General features: G+C 71.6%; 14 protein-coding genes and 2 tRNA genes. 12 read left to right on the top strand and 4 right to left on the bottom strand.

The features are described from left to right. The first annotated feature begins 10 nt into the window (after positions 1–10). Complete coding sequence (locus J2X59_RS04070; protein ID WP_326495790.1) at positions 11–898, top strand: EamA family transporter; 888 nt, start codon at positions 11–13, stop codon at positions 896–898. Positions 899–934: 36 nt separating this feature from the next. Here J2X59_RS04070 and J2X59_RS04075 read toward each other — a convergent pair whose 3' ends face one another. From J2X59_RS04075 to J2X59_RS04085, 3 genes are all read right to left on the bottom strand, one after another. Next, positions 935–1,087, bottom strand: coding sequence for a hypothetical protein (locus tag J2X59_RS04075; RefSeq protein WP_158407736.1), 153 nt, complete (start codon positions 1,085–1,087; stop codon positions 935–937). Positions 1,088–1,187: 100 nt separating this feature from the next. Beyond that, complete coding sequence (locus J2X59_RS04080) at positions 1,188–1,505, bottom strand: hypothetical protein (protein WP_326495791.1); 318 nt, start codon at positions 1,503–1,505, stop codon at positions 1,188–1,190. Positions 1,506–1,553: 48 nt separating this feature from the next. Beyond that, positions 1,554–2,612, bottom strand: a complete 1,059-nt coding sequence (locus tag J2X59_RS04085) for a LacI family DNA-binding transcriptional regulator (protein ID WP_326495792.1) — start codon at positions 2,610–2,612, stop codon at positions 1,554–1,556. A gap of 103 nt (positions 2,613–2,715) precedes the next feature. Between J2X59_RS04085 and J2X59_RS04090 the strand changes: the two genes are divergently transcribed. The 9 genes from J2X59_RS04090 to J2X59_RS04130 all read left to right on the top strand — a co-directional run bounded on the left by J2X59_RS04090 (position 2,716) and on the right by J2X59_RS04130 (position 17,587). Next, a complete protein-coding gene (locus tag J2X59_RS04090) occupies positions 2,716–4,011 on the top strand; it encodes an ABC transporter substrate-binding protein (protein WP_326495793.1) in 1,296 nt (431 codons plus the stop codon). After that, positions 4,011–4,883: a carbohydrate ABC transporter permease gene (locus J2X59_RS04095; RefSeq protein ID WP_058727596.1), complete on the top strand. Its 873-nt coding sequence runs from the start codon at positions 4,011–4,013 to the stop codon at positions 4,881–4,883. The genes J2X59_RS04090 and J2X59_RS04095 overlap by 1 nt, the downstream gene beginning before the upstream one ends. After that, positions 4,880–5,845 carry a carbohydrate ABC transporter permease gene (locus tag J2X59_RS04100; RefSeq protein WP_326495794.1) on the top strand — a complete coding sequence of 322 codons (966 nt, stop codon included), beginning with the start codon at positions 4,880–4,882 and terminating at the stop codon, positions 5,843–5,845. Before J2X59_RS04095 ends, J2X59_RS04100 begins: the two co-directional genes overlap by 4 nt. Next, entirely contained in the window at positions 5,845–7,224 is a 1,380-nt protein-coding gene (locus tag J2X59_RS04105) for a glycoside hydrolase 5 family protein (RefSeq protein WP_326495795.1), read from the top strand. The genes J2X59_RS04100 and J2X59_RS04105 overlap by 1 nt, the downstream gene beginning before the upstream one ends. Positions 7,225–7,290: 66 nt before the next feature. After that, complete coding sequence (locus J2X59_RS04110; protein ID WP_326495796.1) at positions 7,291–10,320, top strand: alpha-mannosidase; 3,030 nt, start codon at positions 7,291–7,293, stop codon at positions 10,318–10,320. 86 nt (positions 10,321–10,406) lie between these two features. Further along, complete coding sequence (locus J2X59_RS04115) at positions 10,407–11,369, top strand: endo-beta-N-acetylglucosaminidase H (RefSeq protein ID WP_326495797.1); 963 nt, start codon at positions 10,407–10,409, stop codon at positions 11,367–11,369. 13 nt (positions 11,370–11,382) lie between these two features. After that, positions 11,383–14,574 (top strand): GH92 family glycosyl hydrolase, encoded by a 3,192-nt coding sequence (locus J2X59_RS04120; protein WP_326495798.1) that lies wholly within the window; start codon positions 11,383–11,385, stop codon positions 14,572–14,574. Between the two features lie 137 nt (positions 14,575–14,711). Continuing rightward, positions 14,712–15,878, top strand: a complete 1,167-nt coding sequence (locus tag J2X59_RS04125) for a hypothetical protein (RefSeq protein WP_326495799.1) — start codon at positions 14,712–14,714, stop codon at positions 15,876–15,878. Next, positions 15,875–17,587, top strand: a complete 1,713-nt coding sequence (locus J2X59_RS04130) for a glycosyltransferase (RefSeq protein WP_326495800.1) — start codon at positions 15,875–15,877, stop codon at positions 17,585–17,587. Before J2X59_RS04125 ends, J2X59_RS04130 begins: the two co-directional genes overlap by 4 nt. Before the next feature lie 84 nt (positions 17,588–17,671). On the opposite strand, the gene J2X59_RS04135 is transcribed toward J2X59_RS04130, so the two are convergent. Further along, positions 17,672–17,745, bottom strand: a tRNA-Gly gene (locus J2X59_RS04135). 55 nt (positions 17,746–17,800) lie between these two features. Between J2X59_RS04135 and J2X59_RS04140 the strand changes: the two genes are divergently transcribed. Both J2X59_RS04140 and J2X59_RS04145 read left to right on the top strand, forming a co-directional pair. Next, on the top strand, positions 17,801–18,124 hold the full coding sequence (locus J2X59_RS04140; protein WP_326495801.1) for a hypothetical protein: 324 nt from the start codon (positions 17,801–17,803) through the stop codon (positions 18,122–18,124). Positions 18,125–18,177: 53 nt separating this feature from the next. Beyond that, positions 18,178–18,254, top strand: a tRNA-Pro gene (locus tag J2X59_RS04145). The last annotated feature ends 3 nt before the right edge of the window (positions 18,255–18,257 follow it).

Raw genomic sequence — 18,257 nt, forward strand, 5'->3', positions numbered from 1 at the left:
CGACCGCACCGTGACCCGCGTCCCCGCACCGGTGCTCGCCCTCGCCGCGATGCTCTCGGTGCAGATCGGTGCCGCGCTGGCGAAGACCCGCTTCGACGAGGTCGGGTCGGTCGGTGCCGCTGCGCTCCGGCTCGTCATCGGTGCGCTCGTGCTCCTGCTCGTCGTGCGCCCGCGCGTCCGGCACTGGACCCGCGGGCAGTGGGCGGCGGCGGTGCTGCTGGGCCTCGCGCTCGGCGGGATGAACGTCTTCATCTACGTGGCCTTCGCGAGCATCCCGATCGGCGTCGCCGTGACGATCGAGTTCCTCGGACCGCTCACCCTGTCGCTCGCGCACACCCGACGGTGGCGGGACGTCACGTGGGCGGCCCTCGCGCTCGCCGGGGTCGTGCTGCTCGGTGTCGGTCCGGCCGCGGTCACCGCGGTCGGGGGCGTCGTCGCCGCGATCGCCGCTGCCGCGTGCTGGGCGGGCTACATCGTGATGAACCGTCGGGTCGGTGCCGCCATCCCCGGGGTCGACGGGCTGGCGGTGTCGATGGTCGTCGCGATGCTCGTGTCGCTGCCGACCGGGCTCCGTCCGGCCGTCGACGGCGTGGTCGGCGACCCGTCGCTGCTGCTCGTGTTCGCGGGCGTCGCGCTGCTCTCGACCGTGCTGCCGTACGCCCTCGAGATGCTCGCGCTCCGCCGGATGCCCACCCGGGTGTTCGGTGTGCTGCAGAGCCTCGGTCCGGCGATCGCGGCCCTCGCGGGCCTCGTGGTGCTGCGGGAGGAGCTCGCGGTGCAGGAGGTCGTCGCCCTGGCCTGCGTGAGCGTCGCCAGCGTCGGGGTCACCCTGTCGGCGCGACGCGGTCGCGCGCGACCGGACGCGGGTCGGACGGGAGGCGCGGGGCAGGTTCCCTGACGTCGGGGACGTCCGTCGTGCCTCCCGGCCGACCGCCTACTCGGCGCGCAGGAAGTCCGCGTACGTGGGTTCCGACTGCACACCCGACAGCAGGGCCGGATCGTTGATCCGGCGCTCGACGTAGGCCGCGATGACCTCCGGCGGGGTGAGCACGTGGGCGACCCAGGACGGCACCTCGTTCCTCTTCACGGTGCCTCCTCTCGTCGGGTCGTGGCCGTCGAACTCCTCGATGATCGTGTAGTTCGACGAAGCGGTACGGGCAGAACGATCCTCGTGATGCGGGTGGAAGTCAATGCGGTGCGTTCCCCGGATGCCGTGGGTCGGCGCGGAGCGTGCGGTGCTTCACGGCGGACCGCCAGACCCAGGCGTGGGCCTGCTGCCCGAACTGCGCCCACTCGACGAGCACGGCGTCACGGGTCCAGCTCGTCGCGAAGCCCTTCACGCGGATGTGGAACGTGGGGAACTGGATCCACGCCCACACGGGTGCGGGGGTGACCGCGTGGCAGACGTCGGGCCCGCGGGCATCCTCCGACAGGGAGTAGGCGCGCGGGCGTTCGACCTCCGGGTGTTCCGGGGGCTGCCACCGGTTCTCGCGACGCCGTCCCACAGGGGTATTCGAACGTGTGTTCGAACCGGCGTCAAGTCAGCCGCGCGGTCAGCGTGCGGATCGGCCGCCGTGCGGGCGTGTCGGTGTGCGACCGGTGGAGTCGCGCACGCTCAGGGTCAGCGAGGGGCCGGGGCGCGAGGGCAGGACCGCGCCCGTGTCGATCTGCTCGCGCAGGAGCACGGCGGCCCGCTGCCCGAGCTCGACGGTGTCGCGGGTCAGGGACGTGATCGCGGGTCGCACGAGGCGGATCATCGCGGAGTCGTCGAACGAGACGATCGACACCGCGTGGGGGACCGCGATCCCCATCTCGCTCGTGACGCCGAGGCCGGCGACGGCGAGCACGTCGTTGTCGTACACGATCGCGGTCGGCCGGTCGGTGCCGGACAGCAGCGTCCGCGTCGCACGGGCGCCGGCCTCCGCGGAGTAGTCCGTCGGGATCGACACCGTCCGCTCGAGCCCCTCGGCCGCGGCGAACGTCTCGAGGCGCGCCGTGCGCATCGCCGTGTGCTCGAACTCCGGAGGGCCGGCGACGTGGGCGATGCGGCGGTGACCGAGGGCGTGCAGGTAGCGCAGGACGGTCTCGGTGGCGTCGGAGTCGTCGATCCAGACGCTCGGCGCCGCACCCGCCGGTGACGGGTGGGACCCGACGACGACGGCCGGCATCCCGAGCTCGGCGAGCAGGGCCAGGCGGTCGTCGTCCTGTCTCGGGTCGATCACGACGACGCCGTCGACCCGGTGGCCTCGCCACCAGTCCCGGTACGTCTGGAGCTCCTCGTCCGCGTCCCGCGCCACGAGCAGGGTCATGCCGACGTGGGTGCCCGCGAGACCGAGCTGGATCCCGGAGATCAGGTCGCCGAAGAACGACTCCGTCCCGAGGGTGCGTGCGGGCCGGTTCAGCACGAACCCGATCGAGCCCGCCCGGGCTCCACCGAGCGCGCGCGCCGCGGTGTGCGGCTGCCAGTCGAGCTCGCGCGCGATCTCCTGCACCCGTCGACGGGTCTCCGGGGAGACGCCCGGTCGGTCGTTGAGCGCGAACGACACCGCGCTGATGGACACGCCGGCTCGGGCGGCGATGTCGGCGATCGTCGTCCGACGCTTCGGTTGCACGGGGTTGACTATAACGCTTTAGTCCCGCACAGTGGCACGCAACCCGGTTGCAGCACACGACGGCTGAACCGCTTGAGCAGGATGACGAAGGAGTCACAACGCCATGAGGACCACACCACGACCGACGAGGGGCTGCGCGGCAGCGCTGCTCGCGACCGCGGCGGCCACCGCCCTCGTCCTGACCGGCTGCTCGAGCGGCAGCAGCGGCGCGACCGGCGGAGGGAACGGCAAGGTCGAGGGCACCATCACCCTGCAGACCTGGGCGCTCACGCCGACCTACACGGACTACCTGCAGGGCGTCATCCACGGCTTCGAGCAGGAACACCCCGACGCGAAGGTGAAGCTGCAGGACCAGCCGGGCGACGGCTACGCGGACAAGGTCCTCAGCCAGGCGTCGTCGAACTCGCTGCCGGACGTCATCAACCTGCCGCCGGACATCGCGCTGCCGCTCGCGAAGCGCGGGTTCCTGCAGGACGTCTCGAAGGACGACAGCACGCTGAGCAGCACGTACGTCGCCGGCGCGCTCGACTCGTACGAGTACAAGGGACTCGACGGCACCTACGGCTACCCCTGGTACCTCAACACCGACGTCGACTACTGGAACTCGTCGATGTTCGCGAAGTGCGGGCTCGACGCGAACGACCCGCCGAAGACCACCGACGACCTGTTCACCCAGGCGAAGACGATGCACGAGAACTGCCCGGACGACTACCTGATGAGCCGGAAGCCCGGGCTCGGCGACTTCACGCTCGCCGGCGTCAAGGTGGTCAACGGGGACGGGACGAAGTTCACCTTCGCCGACTCGTCGAAGGCCGCCGACCTGATCGACCGGTACCGGACGGCGTACCAGGACGGCTACATGCCGTCGAACGTCCTCAACAGCGACTACCTCGGCAACTCGACGCTCTTCACGCAGGGCAAGGTCGCCTGGACCACCGGTGGTGCGACCGCGCTCGCCGACATGGAGAAGAGCAACCCGTCGCTCAAGGGCAACGTCACCGTCAGCCCGGCGCTCGACACCCCGCCGCTGTACGTGCAGGGCCTGTCGGTGTCCAGCAAGTCGAAGCACCTCGCCACCGCCGAGGCGTTCGCGCAGTACATGACGAACGCGAAGAACCAGGAGGCGTTCGCCCACCAGGTGAACATCTTCCCGTCGACCGTCTCGTCGCAGTCCGACCCGTACTTCTCGAAGGACGACGGCACCGTGAACGGCAAGGCCCGCGTGCTCGCGAACGAGGCGCTCAAGGAGGCGAAGGTCCTCAACCCGGTCGAGGCGAACTCCGCGATGACGGACTTCCTCGACCAGCAGATCGCCCTCGCCATGAAGGGGCAGGTCTCGCCGGAGAAGGCCCTGCAGACCGCGCAGGACAAGATGAACTCCCTCCTGGCCAACGGCTGATGCGCGCCAACCGCTGGTTCACGCCCTGGCTGCTCGTCCTGCCGGCACTCGTCTGGCTCCTCGCGTTCAGCCTCTGGCCGTCGATCAACACCGTCCGGTTGTCGTTCACGAACGCCAGCCCGCTCGGGGGCGTGAGCCAGTGGGTGGGCGTCCGCAACTTCCAGACCCTGCTCGCCGACCCGCAGGTGTGGGAGGCGTTGCTCAACAGCGTCATCTACATGGCGATCTGCCTGCCGCTGCTCACCGTCCTGCCGCTGCTCATCGCGGTGCTCGTGCAGCAGAAGCTCCCCGGGATCGCGTTCTTCCGTACGGCGTACTACACGCCCGTGATCGCCTCGGCCGTCGTGGTCGGGCTCATCTGGACGTGGATCCTCGACGACCGCGGCGTGGTGAACGAGATCGTGAAGGCGCTCGGTGGCGCGGGCATCCCGTTCCTCACCGACCGGTGGCTGCTGCTCATCAGCGCGATCAGCCTGACGGTCTGGAAGGGCCTCGGCTACTACATGATCATCTTCCTCGCGGCGCTCGGGAACGTCGGCAAGGACCTGCACGAGGCCGCCGCCCTCGACGGTGCCGGGTCGGTCCGCCGCTTCTGGTCCGTGACGATGCCCGGTGTCCGCGGCACCATGACGCTCGTCGGCATCCTGGTGTGCGTCAGCGCGCTCCGCGTGTTCAGCGAGCTCTACATCCTCACCAACGGCACCGGCGGACCCGGCGGGCAGGACAACTCGCTCGTCATGCTCATCCAGCAGTACGCCCGCGGCTTCACCGGCAACCTCGGCTACGCGTCCGCGCTCAGCCTGCTGCTCTTCGTGGTGACGCTGGTGCCGATGCTCGCCCTGGCGCGCATGAACAGCAAGGCGGACAAGTGACGAACACGACCAGCACCACGGAACCCGTGATCGGGGGCGCCGCCGGCGTCGCCGCACCCGCACCGGACGTGACCGGCGCGACGGCACGCGGACGCGCCTCCGGTCCGACACCGCGGAAGCGCCGCCAGGTCTGGGGCGTCATGTCCACCCGTGAGAAGGTCGTCCGCTACGTCCTGCTCGTGGTGGTCCTCTTCATCACGATCGGCCCGTTCCTCTGGCAGTTCTCCACCTCGCTCAAGGGTGCGGGCGAGGACATCTACACCGCGAACCCGTCGTTCATCCCGAGCGAGCCGACGTTCGACAACTACCTCAAGGTGGCGGCAGCGATCCCGGTCTTCCGGTACATCGGCAACTCGCTGCTCGTCGCCGCGATCGACGTGTTCGGCAACATCGTGTTCGCCACCCTCGCCGGGTTCGCCCTCGCCCGCCTGCAGTGGCGCTTCCGGAAGCTCGTGCTCGGCCTCTTCCTGGCCACCCTGGTGCTGCCGGGCGAGGCGACGATCATCAGCCAGTTCGTCACGGTCAAGGACCTCGGGCTCGCCGACAACCTGGTCGGCGTCGCGCTGCCGGGCATGATCGCCGCACTCAACGTGCTGCTCATGTTCAACGCGTTCCGGCAGATCCCCGAGGAGATCGACCAGGCCGCGGTGGTGGACGGCGCGAACGCGATGCAGCGCCTCCGGTACATCTCCCTGCCCGCCGTGCAGGGGACCATCGCGGTGATCGCGATCTTCTCGTTCATCGGTGCGTGGGACGACTTCCTCTGGCCGCTCATCGTGCTGCAGTCGCCCGAGAACCTCACGCTGACGGTGGGACTCCAGTACCTGCAGGGCACGTTCGCGACCGACCAGCGCATGATCGCCGCCGGCACCATGATCGCCTTCATCCCGATCGCCGTGATCTTCGCCGTCCTGCAGCGCTTCTTCTTCAAGGGCGTCGAAGAGGGCGGGGTGAAGGGCTGATGCGCTTCGGTGTCAACCACACCCCGTCGGTCGGCTGGTTCCACTCGTGGCTCGACTTCTCGCCGGCGGACACCGCGCGGGACATGGAGCAGATCGCCTCGCTCGGTGCCGACCACGTGCGGATCTTCCCGCTGTGGCCGGTCGTCCAGCCGAACCGGACGCTCATCCGGGAGTCGGCGTTGCGCGACGTCGCCACCGTCGTCGACATCGCCGGCTCCTTCGGGCTCGACGTGAACGTCGACGCGCTGCAGGGGCACCTGTCGAGCTTCGACTTCGTGCCGTCGTGGCTCGACAGCTGGCACCGCCGGAACATGTTCACCGACCCGGACGTGGTCGCGTCGACGGCCGCGTACGTCGAGGCACTCGCCGCGGCGGTCGCCGACAAGCCGAACCTGCTCGGCATCTCGATCGGCAACGAGGTCAACCAGTTCGCGCACGCACCGCACCCCGCACCGCACGACATCACCGCGGAACAAGGACACGCGTGGGCCGCGGCGATGGTCGCGGCGGCGCGGCGCGGGCTGTCCGGTGGGTCCACGGTCGGGTCGTCGGCCGGCCAGGAGGCACCACGCGCGTCCGCCTCGTCGGCTCCTGCCGCCCCCGGGTCGCGTCCTTCGCCGCTGGTCACCGTCGCGCAGTACGACGCGGCCTGGTACGACGACACGCAGCCCTTCGGTCCGGCCCACGCGGCGGACCACGGCGACGCGACGGTCACGCACTCGTGGGTGTTCAACGGGTCCGCGGCCCTGCACGGCGCACTCGGTGCCGGGTCGGTGCGGCACGGGGAGTACCTGCTCCAGCTCGCCGCGGCCTGGAACAGTGAGCCCGGTCGACCGAACTGGCTGCAGGAGGTCGGCGCCCCGACGAACGTCGTCGACCCGGCCGACGCCGCCGCGTTCACCGACCGGACCATCCGGCACGTCGCCGGCGCCCAGGACCTGCTCGGGGTGACCTGGTGGTGCTCGCACGACGTCGCACGGTCGCTCGCCGACTTCCCGGAGCTCGAGTACGACCTCGGGCTGTTCACGAACGACGGCCGGCTGAAGCCCGCGGGCGAGGCGTTCGCCGCCCTGGCCCGGACCGGTCTGCCCGCCCCCGCGGCGCCGCCGACCACCGCGGTCGTGCTGGACGACGTGCTCCCGGACGGCTCGCCCCGGTACGGGGTGCGTGCGGACTGCGCCCCCGGTGGCCGGTTCGCGGCCGCGTGGCTCGCGTGCGCCGAGTCCGCCACGGACGGCCGCGGACCCCAGGTCGTGCTGCGCTCTCGGCTGTCCGACACCGCGCACACCGCGGCCAGGGGCATCAGGAGCACGGTGGAGGTGCCGGACGACCTCGCCGGCACCGCGCTGTCGATCGCCCACCCCGCGACGATGCCCTGACCCCGGCCCACCACGGCCCACCGCCCCGCCCGACCACGCCCCGATCCGACCACCCGGAAGGACCCCATGCACGACGACATCCCCCTCACCACCGGACGCGCCCGACGGGTCCTCGACGAGCGGATCCTGCCCGCGGTGCACGCGACCGCGGTGCCGCTCGGAGCCGCCTGGCACGAGCTGCCCGGTGAGCCGGTCCCGCTCGCCGCCGGTCTGCAGCTCGACTTCACGCCGTACGAGGTGGGAACGCCGTGGGGCGCGGCCTGGGGCACGACGTGGTTCCGGCTGTCCGGCACGATCCCGCAGGAGTACGCCGGGCAGCGCGTGGAGGCGGTGATCGACCTCGGCTTCGACGAGAACATGCCCGGGTTCCAGTGCGAGGGGCTCGTGTACCTGGCCGACGGCACCCCGGTGAAGTCGATCAACCCGCGGAACCAGTGGGTGCTCGTCACCGAGCGGGCCGAGGGCGGCGAGACCGTCGAGCTCTTCGTCGAGGCCGCGTCGAACCCGGTGCTGCTCGACTACCACCCCTTCCTGCCGACGCAGGAGGGCGACGTGCAGACCTCGTCGTCGAAGCGGCTGTACACGAGCCGCCGGATGGACCTCGCGGTGTTCGCGTCCGAGGTGCACGACCTGTCGCTCGACCTCGAGGTCCTCCTCGAACTCCAGGCCCAGCTGCCCGACGGCCCGCGGCGGATGCGGATCCTGCAGGCACTCGACGACGCCCTCGACCGGCTCGACCTCCAGCACATCGTCGGGACGGCAGCGGACGCCCGCGCCGCACTCGCCGGCGTGCTCGCCGCGCCCGCAGCGGCCTCGGCGCACACGATCTCGGCGATCGGGCACGCACACATCGACTCCGCGTGGCTGTGGCCCGTCCGCGAGACGATCCGGAAGGTCGCCAGGACGACCTCGACGATGACCGAGCTCATCGACCAGACCGACGACTTCCTCTACGGCATGTCGAGCGCGCAGCAGTACGCCTGGATCAAGGAGCACCGGCCCGAGGTCTACGCGAGGGTGCAGGCAGCGGTCGAGGCGGGTCGCTTCCTGCCGCTCGGCGGCATGTGGGTCGAGTCCGACACCGTGATGCCGACGGGCGAGAGCATCGTGCGGCAGTTCTCGCAGGGACAGCGGTTCTTCGAGCGGGAGTTCGGCATCCGGCCGAAGGGCGTCTGGCTGCCGGATAGCTTCGGGTACTCGCCGGCGCTGCCGCAGCTCATGCGCCGCGCGGGCTTCGAGTGGTTCTTCACCCAGAAGATCTCGTGGAACCAGGTGAACAAGTTCCCGCACCACACCTTCCTCTGGGAGGGCATCGACGGGTCGCGGGTCTTCTCGCACTTCCCGTCGATGGACACCTACAACTCCCGGCTCTCCGGGGAGGAGGTCGCGAAGGCCTCCCGCCAGTTCCGCGAGAACCGCCTCGCCACGGGGTCGATCGCCCCGGTCGGGTGGGGTGACGGTGGCGGTGGCACGACGCGCGAGATGACCGGCACGGCCGAACGCCTCGCCGACCTCGAGGGCAGCGCGAAGGTCCGGTGGGAGCACCCGGACGCGTTCTTCGACCGGGCGAAGTCGGAGCTGCCGGACCCGCCGGTGTGGGTGGGGGAGCTGTACCTCGAGCTGCACCGCGCCACGCTCACCAGCCAGCACCAGACGAAGCAGGGCAACCGCCGGTGCGAGCAGCTGCTCATCGAGGCCGAGCTCTGGGCCACGACCGCCGCGGCACGCACCGGGTTCGTGTACCCGTACGACGAGCTCGACGCGCTCTGGCAGCAGGTCCTCCTGCAGCAGTTCCACGACATCCTCCCCGGCACCTCGATCGCCTGGGTGCACCGCGAGGCGGTCGCGAAGTACGCGGAGACGGCTGCAGCCCTGACCGCGATCATCGAGGACGCGCTGTCGGCACTCGCCGGCCCCGGGACGGAGACCGTCGTCGTCAACCCGGCCCCGGTCCTCCAGGCCGGTGCTCCCGCGCAGGGTGCGCTCCCGGCGACCGACGTGCCCACCGCGGAGCCGGTCTCGCTGGCCCAGCAGGACGGCGGGTACGTGCTCACCAACGACCTGGTGCGGATCGTCGTGACCGCACAGGGGCTCGTCACGAGCGCCGTCGACCTGGCCACCGGACGCGACGCGATCGCCCCGGGGCAGGCCGCGAACCTGCTGCAGCTGCACCAGGACTTCCCGAACATGTGGGACGCGTGGGACGTCGACCGGTACTACCGGAACCGGGTCGAGGACCTGGTCTCCGTCGACTCGCTCGACGCGTCGGTCGACGCCGCCGGGATCGCGCGCATCGTCGTGTCGCGCTCGTTCGGGGACTCCACCGTCACGCAGGAGATCCTGCTCGCGCCCGGTTCCCGCACGCTCGAGTTCGACCAGACGACCGACTGGCACGAGACCGAGAAGTTCCTCAAGGTGGCGTTCCCGCTCGACGTCCGCGCCGAGCACACGGTCGCCGAGACGCAGTTCGGCGCGCAGAAGCGCGTCACGCACACGAACACCTCGTGGGAGGCCGCGAAGTTCGAGACGTCGATGCACCGCTACGTGCTGGTGGAGGAGCCCGGGTTCGGGGTCGCCCTCGTGAACTCCTCGATCCACGGCTTCGACACCACCCGTGACGCCGTCGACGGCCACGTCACCACCACCGTCCGGCTCTCGCTGCTCCGCGCACCGCGCTTCCCCGACCCGGAGACCGACCAGGGCGTGCAGACCCACCGGTACGGCATCGTCGTCGGGACGGACCAGCTCGGCGCGACCGGGGCCGGCATCGTGATGAACGCCCCGGCACGGCGCATCGCGGGCGCCCACGGCTTCGAGCCGCTCGTGCAGGTGTCGGGCGACGTCGTGCTGTCGAGCGTCAAGCTCGCGGACGACCGCTCGGGCGACCTGGTCGTCCGCGTGTACGAGCCGAGCGGGCGGCGGGGGACCGGAGGCATCGCCGTGGCCGAGCCCGGCGTCTTCGGCGACCCGGTCGAGGTGACGCTGCTCGAGGAGGTCGACGACGCCCTGCCGGGCGTCGCCGCGCTCACCGACGGTGTCGCGGCCTTCCCGGTCGACGCGTACGAGGTCCGGACCTTCCGCTACCCGCGCGCCTGAGACCCCCGCCGCCGGGGGTTCGGGATCCCCGGCGGCGGTCCCCGGTCGGCACCGGTCGACCGGTCCACCACTCGATGAGGAGTGACATGAAGCAGTCCGTGAAGATCGGCATCGTGGCGGCGCTCGCCGCGATGCTCGCAGCACCGATGGTGCCGGCCGCAGCGTCGGCGGCACCGTCCCCGACCGGCCTCTCCCACGGGGTCGGCGCGCACCACGGCGTCGGCCACGGGGAGCAGCCGCGCGCCGTCCCCACGAAGGACGGCCCGACGAGCATCGCCTACGTCGAGGTCAACAACGACCAGCTCGCGAACGTCGGCCGCTACCGGCTCGCGAACGGCGCGAACGCCTTCGACGTGGCGATCATCTTCGCCGCGAACATCAACCGCGACGCGGACGGCAACGCGGTGCTGTACGCCAACGAGAACGTACAGCGCACCCTCGACGACGCCGCCACGCAGATCCGGCCGCTGCAGGCGAAGGGCATCAAGGTGTCGCTGTCGATCCTCGGCAACCACCAGGGCACCGGCATCGCGAACTTCCCGACGCAGGCCGCCGCCGAGGACTTCGCGGCCCAGGTCACCGCGACCGTCGCGGAGTACGGCCTCGACGGGGTCGACCTCGACGACGAGTACTCCGACTACGGCACGGACGGCACCCCGCAGCCGAACCAGCAGTCGATCGGCTGGCTCGTCAGCGCCCTGCGCGCCGACATGCCCGACAAGCTCATCTCGTTCTACGACATCGGCCCGGCGTCCGACGCCCTGTCGTCGTCGAGCAGCGCGATCGGCTCCCAGCTCGACTACGCCTGGAACCCCTACTACGGCACGTACTCGGCGCCGTCGATCCCGGGGCTCGGCAAGGACCGGCTCTCGGCGGCGGCGGTCGACATCCAGAACACCCCGCAGTCGACGGCGGTGTCGCTCGCGCAGCGCTCGAAGGCCGACGAGTACGGCGTCTTCATGACGTACAACCTGCCGGACGGCGACGTCAGCGGGTACGTGTCCGGGCTGACGAACGTGCTCTACGGGCAGAGCACGACCCACGAGTGAGGACGACCGACCGATGAGTGCTGAACGCCGTGGCGGCCCGACCGGCCCCGTGACCGCGGTCGCGGCCCGGAACGGGGTCGGGTTCGTCTCGCAGCAGGCGACCCCGATCGAGCAGACCGACCCGACGGGGACCGTGCAGGTCCTCGACGGGCACCGAGGTCACGACGTCGGGCCGACCGACGTCCTGACCTGGGTCTGGTTCCCGGAGCGGTCGCTGCCCGACGGGCGGACCGAGCCGACGACCACGGACCTCGACCGGTTCTGGGCCGCCACGGCGTTCGCACTCGACGTCGTCTTCACCGACGGCACACGACTCAGCGCGGGCGGCGCCCGCGACCAGTACGGCGACCTCGTCACCCCCGAGGCGCAGGACGACGCCCGCAAGCAGTGGGTCGACCAGTGGAACCGGCGGACCGTCGACCTGTCGGCGCACGTCGGCCGGACGGTGGACCGTCTGGAGGCCCGGCTCGGCCGGGCAGACCGGCCCGCGCCCGACGGTGACCCCGGTACCGCCGTCCGCGGCTGGCTCGACGACGTCCGGATCGGACCCGCCGGGCGCGCGACCGGCCACCTGCCAGAGGGTGCCCGACCGCTCGACCACGTCCGCACCACGCGTGGCACCCACTCGTCCGGCACGTTCTCGCGCGGCAACACCGCGCCCCTCGTCGGGCTCCCGCACGGGGGCGTCTTCGGCCTGCCGATGACCGACGCTGCCGACAGCCGGTGGCCGTACGCCTACCAAGAGCACAACCGGCGGAGCGACAACCGGCCCACGATCCAGGCGTTCGCGACGAGTCACCTGCCCTCGCCGTGGATGGCCGACCGCGGGGTGTTCCAGGTCATGCCCTCCCCGCTCGCCGACCCCGACCTCGACCGGACCGCCCGCGCGCTCGGCTTCGACCACGTCGACGAGGCCGACGGCCCGCACCGCTACCGGGTCACCCTCGACGCGGGCGTCACCGCCGAGATGACCGCCGGGGAGTTCGCCCTCGCGTGGCGGTTCACCGGCGTCCGCAGCGTCGTCCTCGACCACCACGGCGTCCTCCGCTCCTGCACGGTCCGCATCGAGGACGGCACCGCGGTCGTCGACGCCCTGCTCGACGACCGGGCCGAGACGCCGCCGCACCACGTGCACGTGCGGATCGGGAACGCCCTCGCCGACCGGACGACGTTCGTCGACGGCGAGCTCCGCGGACGGGTCGAGGTCGCCGGTGACACCGACGTGCTCCTCGGCATCTCCACCGTGTCCGCCGAGGACGCGGCCGCGAACCTCGACGCCGCCGGTGACTTCGACACGATGCACCAGCACGCCGAGGAACGCTGGACCGCCGAACTCGACACACTGCAGGTCGAGGGCGCCACCCCCGACCAGCTCGTCTCGCTGTACTCGGGCCTGTACCGGGCGTTCCTCCACCCGACCCGGGCGGGGGAGACCGCGCTGACCGGGAGCCCGCGACACCGTTCCCCGTACGGCGGCGTCCTGACCGTACCGATCCGCGACGAGCCCGGGCCCGAGGTCGTCGACGGCCCGCTCACCACCACGAACGGGTTCTGGGACACCTACCGGACCGCCTGGCCGCTGCTCGCGCTGCTCACGCCCGACACCGCCGCCGACCTCGCCGAGGGGGTCGTCGGCCACTTCACCGACGGCGGGTGGACTCCGCGGTGGAGTGCGCCCGGGGCCGAGGACGTGATGACCGGCACGACGAGCGACACCGTCCTCGCCGACCTCGTGGCGAAGGGTGTCGACGGCTTCGACGTCGAGCAGGCGTACCGGTCCGCGGTGCGGAACGCGACCGTCCCGTCACCGGACCGACGCGTCGGGCGGAAGGGGAGCCTCCCGGGTGACCTCCGCGGGTACGTCGACACGGCGACCGACGAGGGGATGTCGTGGACCCTCGACGCCGCGATCAACGACTGGGGCGTCGCCGTCCTGGCCGACGCGATGGCCACGCGAGCCGCGGCCACCGGTGACGCGGACGTCGAGCGACGGTACCGGGCCGAGCACGAGTGGTTCGCGCGCCGCTCGCTCCGCTACCGGAACGTCTTCGACCGGGAGCGCGGGTTCTTCATCGGCCGCACGCCGGACGGCGCCTGGCGGTCCGGGGACGACTTCGACCCGGACGTGTGGGGGAGCGACTACACCGAGACCAACGCCTGGGGCACGATGTTCACCGCGCCGCACGACGGCGCCGGGATCGTCGACCTGCACGGTGGACCGGCCGGCTTCGACGACGCCTTCCAGCGGTTCCTGCAGCGGCCCGAGACCGGCGCCACCGACCGGTCCGGGTCCTACGGGTTCGCCATCCACGAGATGACCGAGGCGCGCGACGTCCGCACGGGGATGCTCGGCCTGTCGAACCAGCCCGCGCACCACCTCCCGTTCTTCCCGATGTTCACCGGACGGCACGACGACGCACACCGCATCGTCCGCGAGTGCCTCGACCGGCTCTTCGTCGGCTCCGACCTCGGACAGGGGTACCCGGGCGACGAGGACAACGGCGAGATGAGCGCCTGGTACGTCCTCGCCACGATCGGCCTGTACCCGCTGGCGCCGGCGACCGGCACCTACGTGCTCGTCCCGCCGTCGGTCCGGCGGTCGGTCCTGCGACGGCCGGGAGGCGCGTCCACCGTCATCGAGACCGCCGGGGACGGACGGTTCATCGCGTCCGTCACGGTCGACGGTGACCCGTGGGGCTCGATCAGCATCCCGCACACGGTGGTCGCCGCCGCGGAGCGGATCGTCGTCACGCTGTCGGAGGCCCCGACGGGGTGGGCTGCGGACACCCGACCGGTCTCGGCGTCCGAGCTGCACGGCTTCCGGGACACCCCCGACGACGTCCTGCCCGTGGGGGCGTCGCCCCTGACCGACGACACCGGACTGACCCCGGTGGCGCTCGCCGCGGGCGAGTCGGTGTCGGTGCCGGTCACCGCGGCAGGGACGTCCCTGTACACCGTGACCGCGGCAGCGCCGGTGACGGCCTCGTGGCGTGCGGTGCTCCGGAGTGCGGACGGCACGGTGGTGCACGCCGTCGAGGAGCGGGACGCGGCGTTCACCTGGGCCGGGCAGACCCGGGTCTTCCGGTTCGCGGGCGGGGTGACCGGCGGGACGTTGGCGTTCGAGGCTGCCACACCCGTGGTGCTGACGCAGCTGCAGCTGATCGCGGCCGACAGCACGGTCACGGACGGGACCGACGTGCACTGACCCGGCGCACCCGGTGCTGGTCGGTCCGCCACGAGGGGGACCGGCTTGTACCCCGTTCGTGGGCTGTCGCGCTCCGGGGACACGGGGTGGAATGGACGGTGCAGGACACCCCTGCGTGCTTCACCCGGAGGAGCCGCATGACCGTCACGCTCTCCCGCCCGCACTCGGCGCCGCCCGGTGCGGTGCCGGCACCCGCACCGCTGCGGCCCCTGCCGTCCGTCGCCGTCCGGTGGCTGCTCCGCGCCGCCTTCGCGCTGCCATACGTGGCCCTCGCGCTCGTGGCGTCGCGCATCACGACGACGCCGCTCATCGGGCTGACCGGCAACCAGGTGACGCTCGACCGGGCGACGGCCGCGCTCGACGGCGGCGTGGTGCCGGCCATCGGGCAGCTCTGGCCGCTGCTCTCCGGGGTGCTCCTGCGCTTCATGCCCTTCGGTGTGCAGGGTGCCGCGGTGCTCGGCGGGATCGTCGCCGGCGTGCTGCTCCAGCTCCTCGCGCAGGACATGCTGCGCCGCGGCCTGCGCATGCGCGAGGTCGTCGCGTTCACGATCGCGCTCGGCGCCAACCCGCTGTACGCCTTCCTCGCGCTCGACGACCTGCAGGCGTTCCTCGGCATCGCCCTCTTCGCCCTGGCCGTCGTCGACATGGTGCGGTTCTTCGCGTGGGGGGACACGCAGGCGGGGTTCCGCGCCGGCCTCGCGCTGATGCTGTCCACGCTGGTCGACCCGATGGGCTTCGTCTACGTCGGCATCGCGGCGCTCGCCGCCCCGTTGCTCGACCTGGCACGGCACGACCAGCGCGGCATCCGGCGGGCGAACGTGCTCGTCCTGGTGTTCCCGAGCCTCGCCGTCGCGCTCTCGACGGCCGTCCTCGACCTCATGGTGCTCCACGACCCGTTCGCGGCGCTGCGCGGGACGATCAGCGTGTCCGAGGAGCGACTCGACGGCCTGCGCCACCTCTTCGCCTCGGCGGACGGCCTGCTCCTGGTGACGATGCTCGTCGCCGGCGCCACCCTGGCACTGCTCGTCCGCCGGCCCGGCGCGATCGCCCTCGTCGCGGCGCTCTTCGTCGGGACCGTGGGCGGGTACGCGATCGGGCTCGTGCCGGTCGCGACGGCCGGCAACGTCTTCGTCACGATGCTCAGCGTCGCGATCGCGATCCTGCCGCCGGTCGCCGGCCGGGTCACCAGCACCCTGGTCGTCGTCCTCGCCGTCCTGCAGGTCCCGCTCGCGTGGGCCGCGGCCTCCGAACGCCAGGTCGTCGTCGAGTGGATGCACGCCGTCGTGGCGGTGGTGCTCCGGTGACCGCCGTCGGAGCGCGGCCGCCGGTGGACGCCGAGCCGACCGTCGTGGTCGGGGGGACCGGTCGGCACCGCGGCGAGGACGTCGACTGGCGACCGCGGCACCGGTGCTCCGTGCAGCGGCACGTCGAGGAGGGCTGGGTCGCGTCCGCCCGCATCCGCGAGGGCGTCCTCGTCCTGACCAGCGGTCGGTCGGACCCGGACGTCCTCCGCGCGGCGCTCACCGAGGAGTTCGGCGAACCCGTCGTCCTCCGCGGCGCGTCCGAGGCGGACGTCCGGCAGCGCATCGCGTATGAGCTCGAGGAGGAGGTCGCCGACCTCGCCGCCCACGGTCTCGCCCGGACGAACCCGGCGCTGTCCGCACGGACCGTCCTCTCACGAGGACAACGGGTCGGCGGTGCGGTCGCCCTGCTCCTGTTCGCGGTGTGCCTCGTCCTCGCACCGGGCAGCACGGTCGCGATCGCGACGGCGGTGCTCTCCCTGGGGTTCCTGGCCGGGATCCTCTTCAAGTTCTGGGTGTCGATGGTCGGGGCCCGCTTCGACCTGGTCGAGCAGGTCTCGGCCGAGGACGTCGCCGCCCTGGACGACGACGCCCTGCCGACCTACACCGTGCTCGTGCCCGTGTTCCGCGAGGCGAACATCGTGCACGACCTCGTCCGGAACCTCGAGGTGCTCGACTGGCCGAAGGACCGGCTCGAGGTCCTGGTGCTCGTCGAGGCCGAGGACCACGAGACCCGCGAGGCCGTCATCGACGCAGCCCCGCCGGACTGGATGCGCATCGTCATCGTCCCGCCGGGGTCACCCCAGACGAAGCCGCGTGCCTGCAACGTCGGCCTCGCCATCGCGCACGGGGAGTACGTCGTCATCTACGACGCTGAGGACCGTCCGGACCCCGACCAGCTCAAGAAGGTGTTCCTGACCTTCGACCGTGCCGGGGATGACACCGTGTGCGTGCAGGCGGCGCTGAGCTACTTCAACGCCGACGAGAACGCGCTCACGCGCATGTTCACCCTCGAGTACTCGTACTGGTTCGACTACATGCTCGCCGGCCTCGACGCGCGACAGCTGCCGATCCCGCTGGGCGGGACGTCGAACCACTTCCGCGCCGAGCTGCTCCGTGAGCTCGGCGGGTGGGACCCCTACAACGTGACCGAGGACGCCGACCTCGGCATCCGCGCGTCCGCCGTCGGGTACCGCGTCGCCGTCGTCAACTCCACGACGATGGAGGAGGCGAACACCTCGATCCCGAACTTCGTCCGGCAGCGCTCCCGGTGGATCAAGGGGTACATGCAGACCGCCCTCGTGCACGCGCGCAGGCCCCGTGCGCTCGTCCGCGAGATCGGGCCGCGTCGCGCGGCCGCGTTCGCCCTGCTCATCGCGGGGACGCCGCTGACGTTCCTCGGGATGCTGCCCGGCGTCCTCGTGACGATCGCGACGCTCGTGCTGCCGGCCGACTGGACCGCGCCGCTGTTCCCGGCGCCGGTGCTGTGGCTCTGCGTGCTCGACTTCCTGCTCGGCAACGCCACGATGATCTACCTGACGATGATGGGGCCGTACAAGCGCGGTCGCTTCGACCTGATGGGCTGGGCGCTCCTCAACCCGCTGTACTGGATCCTGCACTCGGTCGCCGCGTACAAGGGCCTGTGGCAGCTGATCACCCGGCCGCACTACTGGGAGAAGACCGAGCACGGCCTGACGAAGACGACCGCCTGATCGCGACGACGGGGACGACGGTGTGGAGGGGATGACGGGAATCGAGTTTCGGCGCAGCGCCGGTCGGAAGCCGTGAAGAGGACGTGGAGGGGATGACGGGAATCGAACCCGCGTGGCCAGTTTGGAAGACTGGGGCTCTACCATTGAGCTACATCCCCGCACTGCGGCACCAGTCCGCAGCGCCACCATCGTAGCGGACGAACGGCCCCCGACATGCCATCGAACGTGCTGCCGCAGCCGGACGGCTCCGACACGCGCCGGATCAAGCGCTCGCGGGTGCTCTCGTTCGTGCTGCTCGCCGTCGCTGCCGTGGTGTTCTCGCTCCGTCCCGAGGCCTTCGGCGACCCGCAGGCCCAGCCCTGGCACGCCCTGCTGCACGTCTGGCGCATCGTCCTCGGCGTCGCGCTCGTGGTCGCCGCGCTCGGGGTGCAGGTCGCCGTCGGGGTGCGGTGGCGACGGGGCCTGCGGCGCAGCGCCGAGCAGGAACCGTCCACACGCGGCACGCCGCCCGGGAACCAGGCAGCGGGGGACCGCTAGACTCGTCGCGGTCGTGCGTGCCCTCGGGCGTGCGCGGTCACCTGGCCCAGTCACGGGGCGTAGCTCAGCTTGGTAGAGCGCCCGCTTTGGGAGCGGGAGGTCGCAGGTTCGAATCCTGTCGCCCCGACCAGGT

Origin of the sequence: Curtobacterium sp. 260 (assembly GCF_030803485.1) — a bacterium.
Taxonomy (GTDB): Bacteria; Actinomycetota; Actinomycetes; order Actinomycetales; family Microbacteriaceae; genus Curtobacterium.

Excerpts from the sequence above, each read along its gene's own strand:
- J2X59_RS04090 (WP_326495793.1), top strand. The coding sequence starts at position 2,716 with ATGAGGACCACACCACGACCGACGAGGGGCTGCGCGGCAGCGCTGCTC.
- J2X59_RS04095 (WP_058727596.1), top strand. The coding sequence starts at position 4,011 with ATGCGCGCCAACCGCTGGTTCACGCCCTGGCTGCTCGTCCTGCCGGCA.
- J2X59_RS04105 (WP_326495795.1), top strand. The coding sequence starts at position 5,845 with ATGCGCTTCGGTGTCAACCACACCCCGTCGGTCGGCTGGTTCCACTCG.
- J2X59_RS04110 (WP_326495796.1), top strand. The coding sequence starts at position 7,291 with ATGCACGACGACATCCCCCTCACCACCGGACGCGCCCGACGGGTCCTC.
- J2X59_RS04115 (WP_326495797.1), top strand. The coding sequence starts at position 10,407 with ATGAAGCAGTCCGTGAAGATCGGCATCGTGGCGGCGCTCGCCGCGATG.
- J2X59_RS04120 (WP_326495798.1), top strand. The coding sequence starts at position 11,383 with ATGAGTGCTGAACGCCGTGGCGGCCCGACCGGCCCCGTGACCGCGGTC.
- J2X59_RS04125 (WP_326495799.1), top strand. The coding sequence starts at position 14,712 with ATGACCGTCACGCTCTCCCGCCCGCACTCGGCGCCGCCCGGTGCGGTG.
- J2X59_RS04140 (WP_326495801.1), top strand. The coding sequence starts at position 17,801 with ATGCCATCGAACGTGCTGCCGCAGCCGGACGGCTCCGACACGCGCCGG.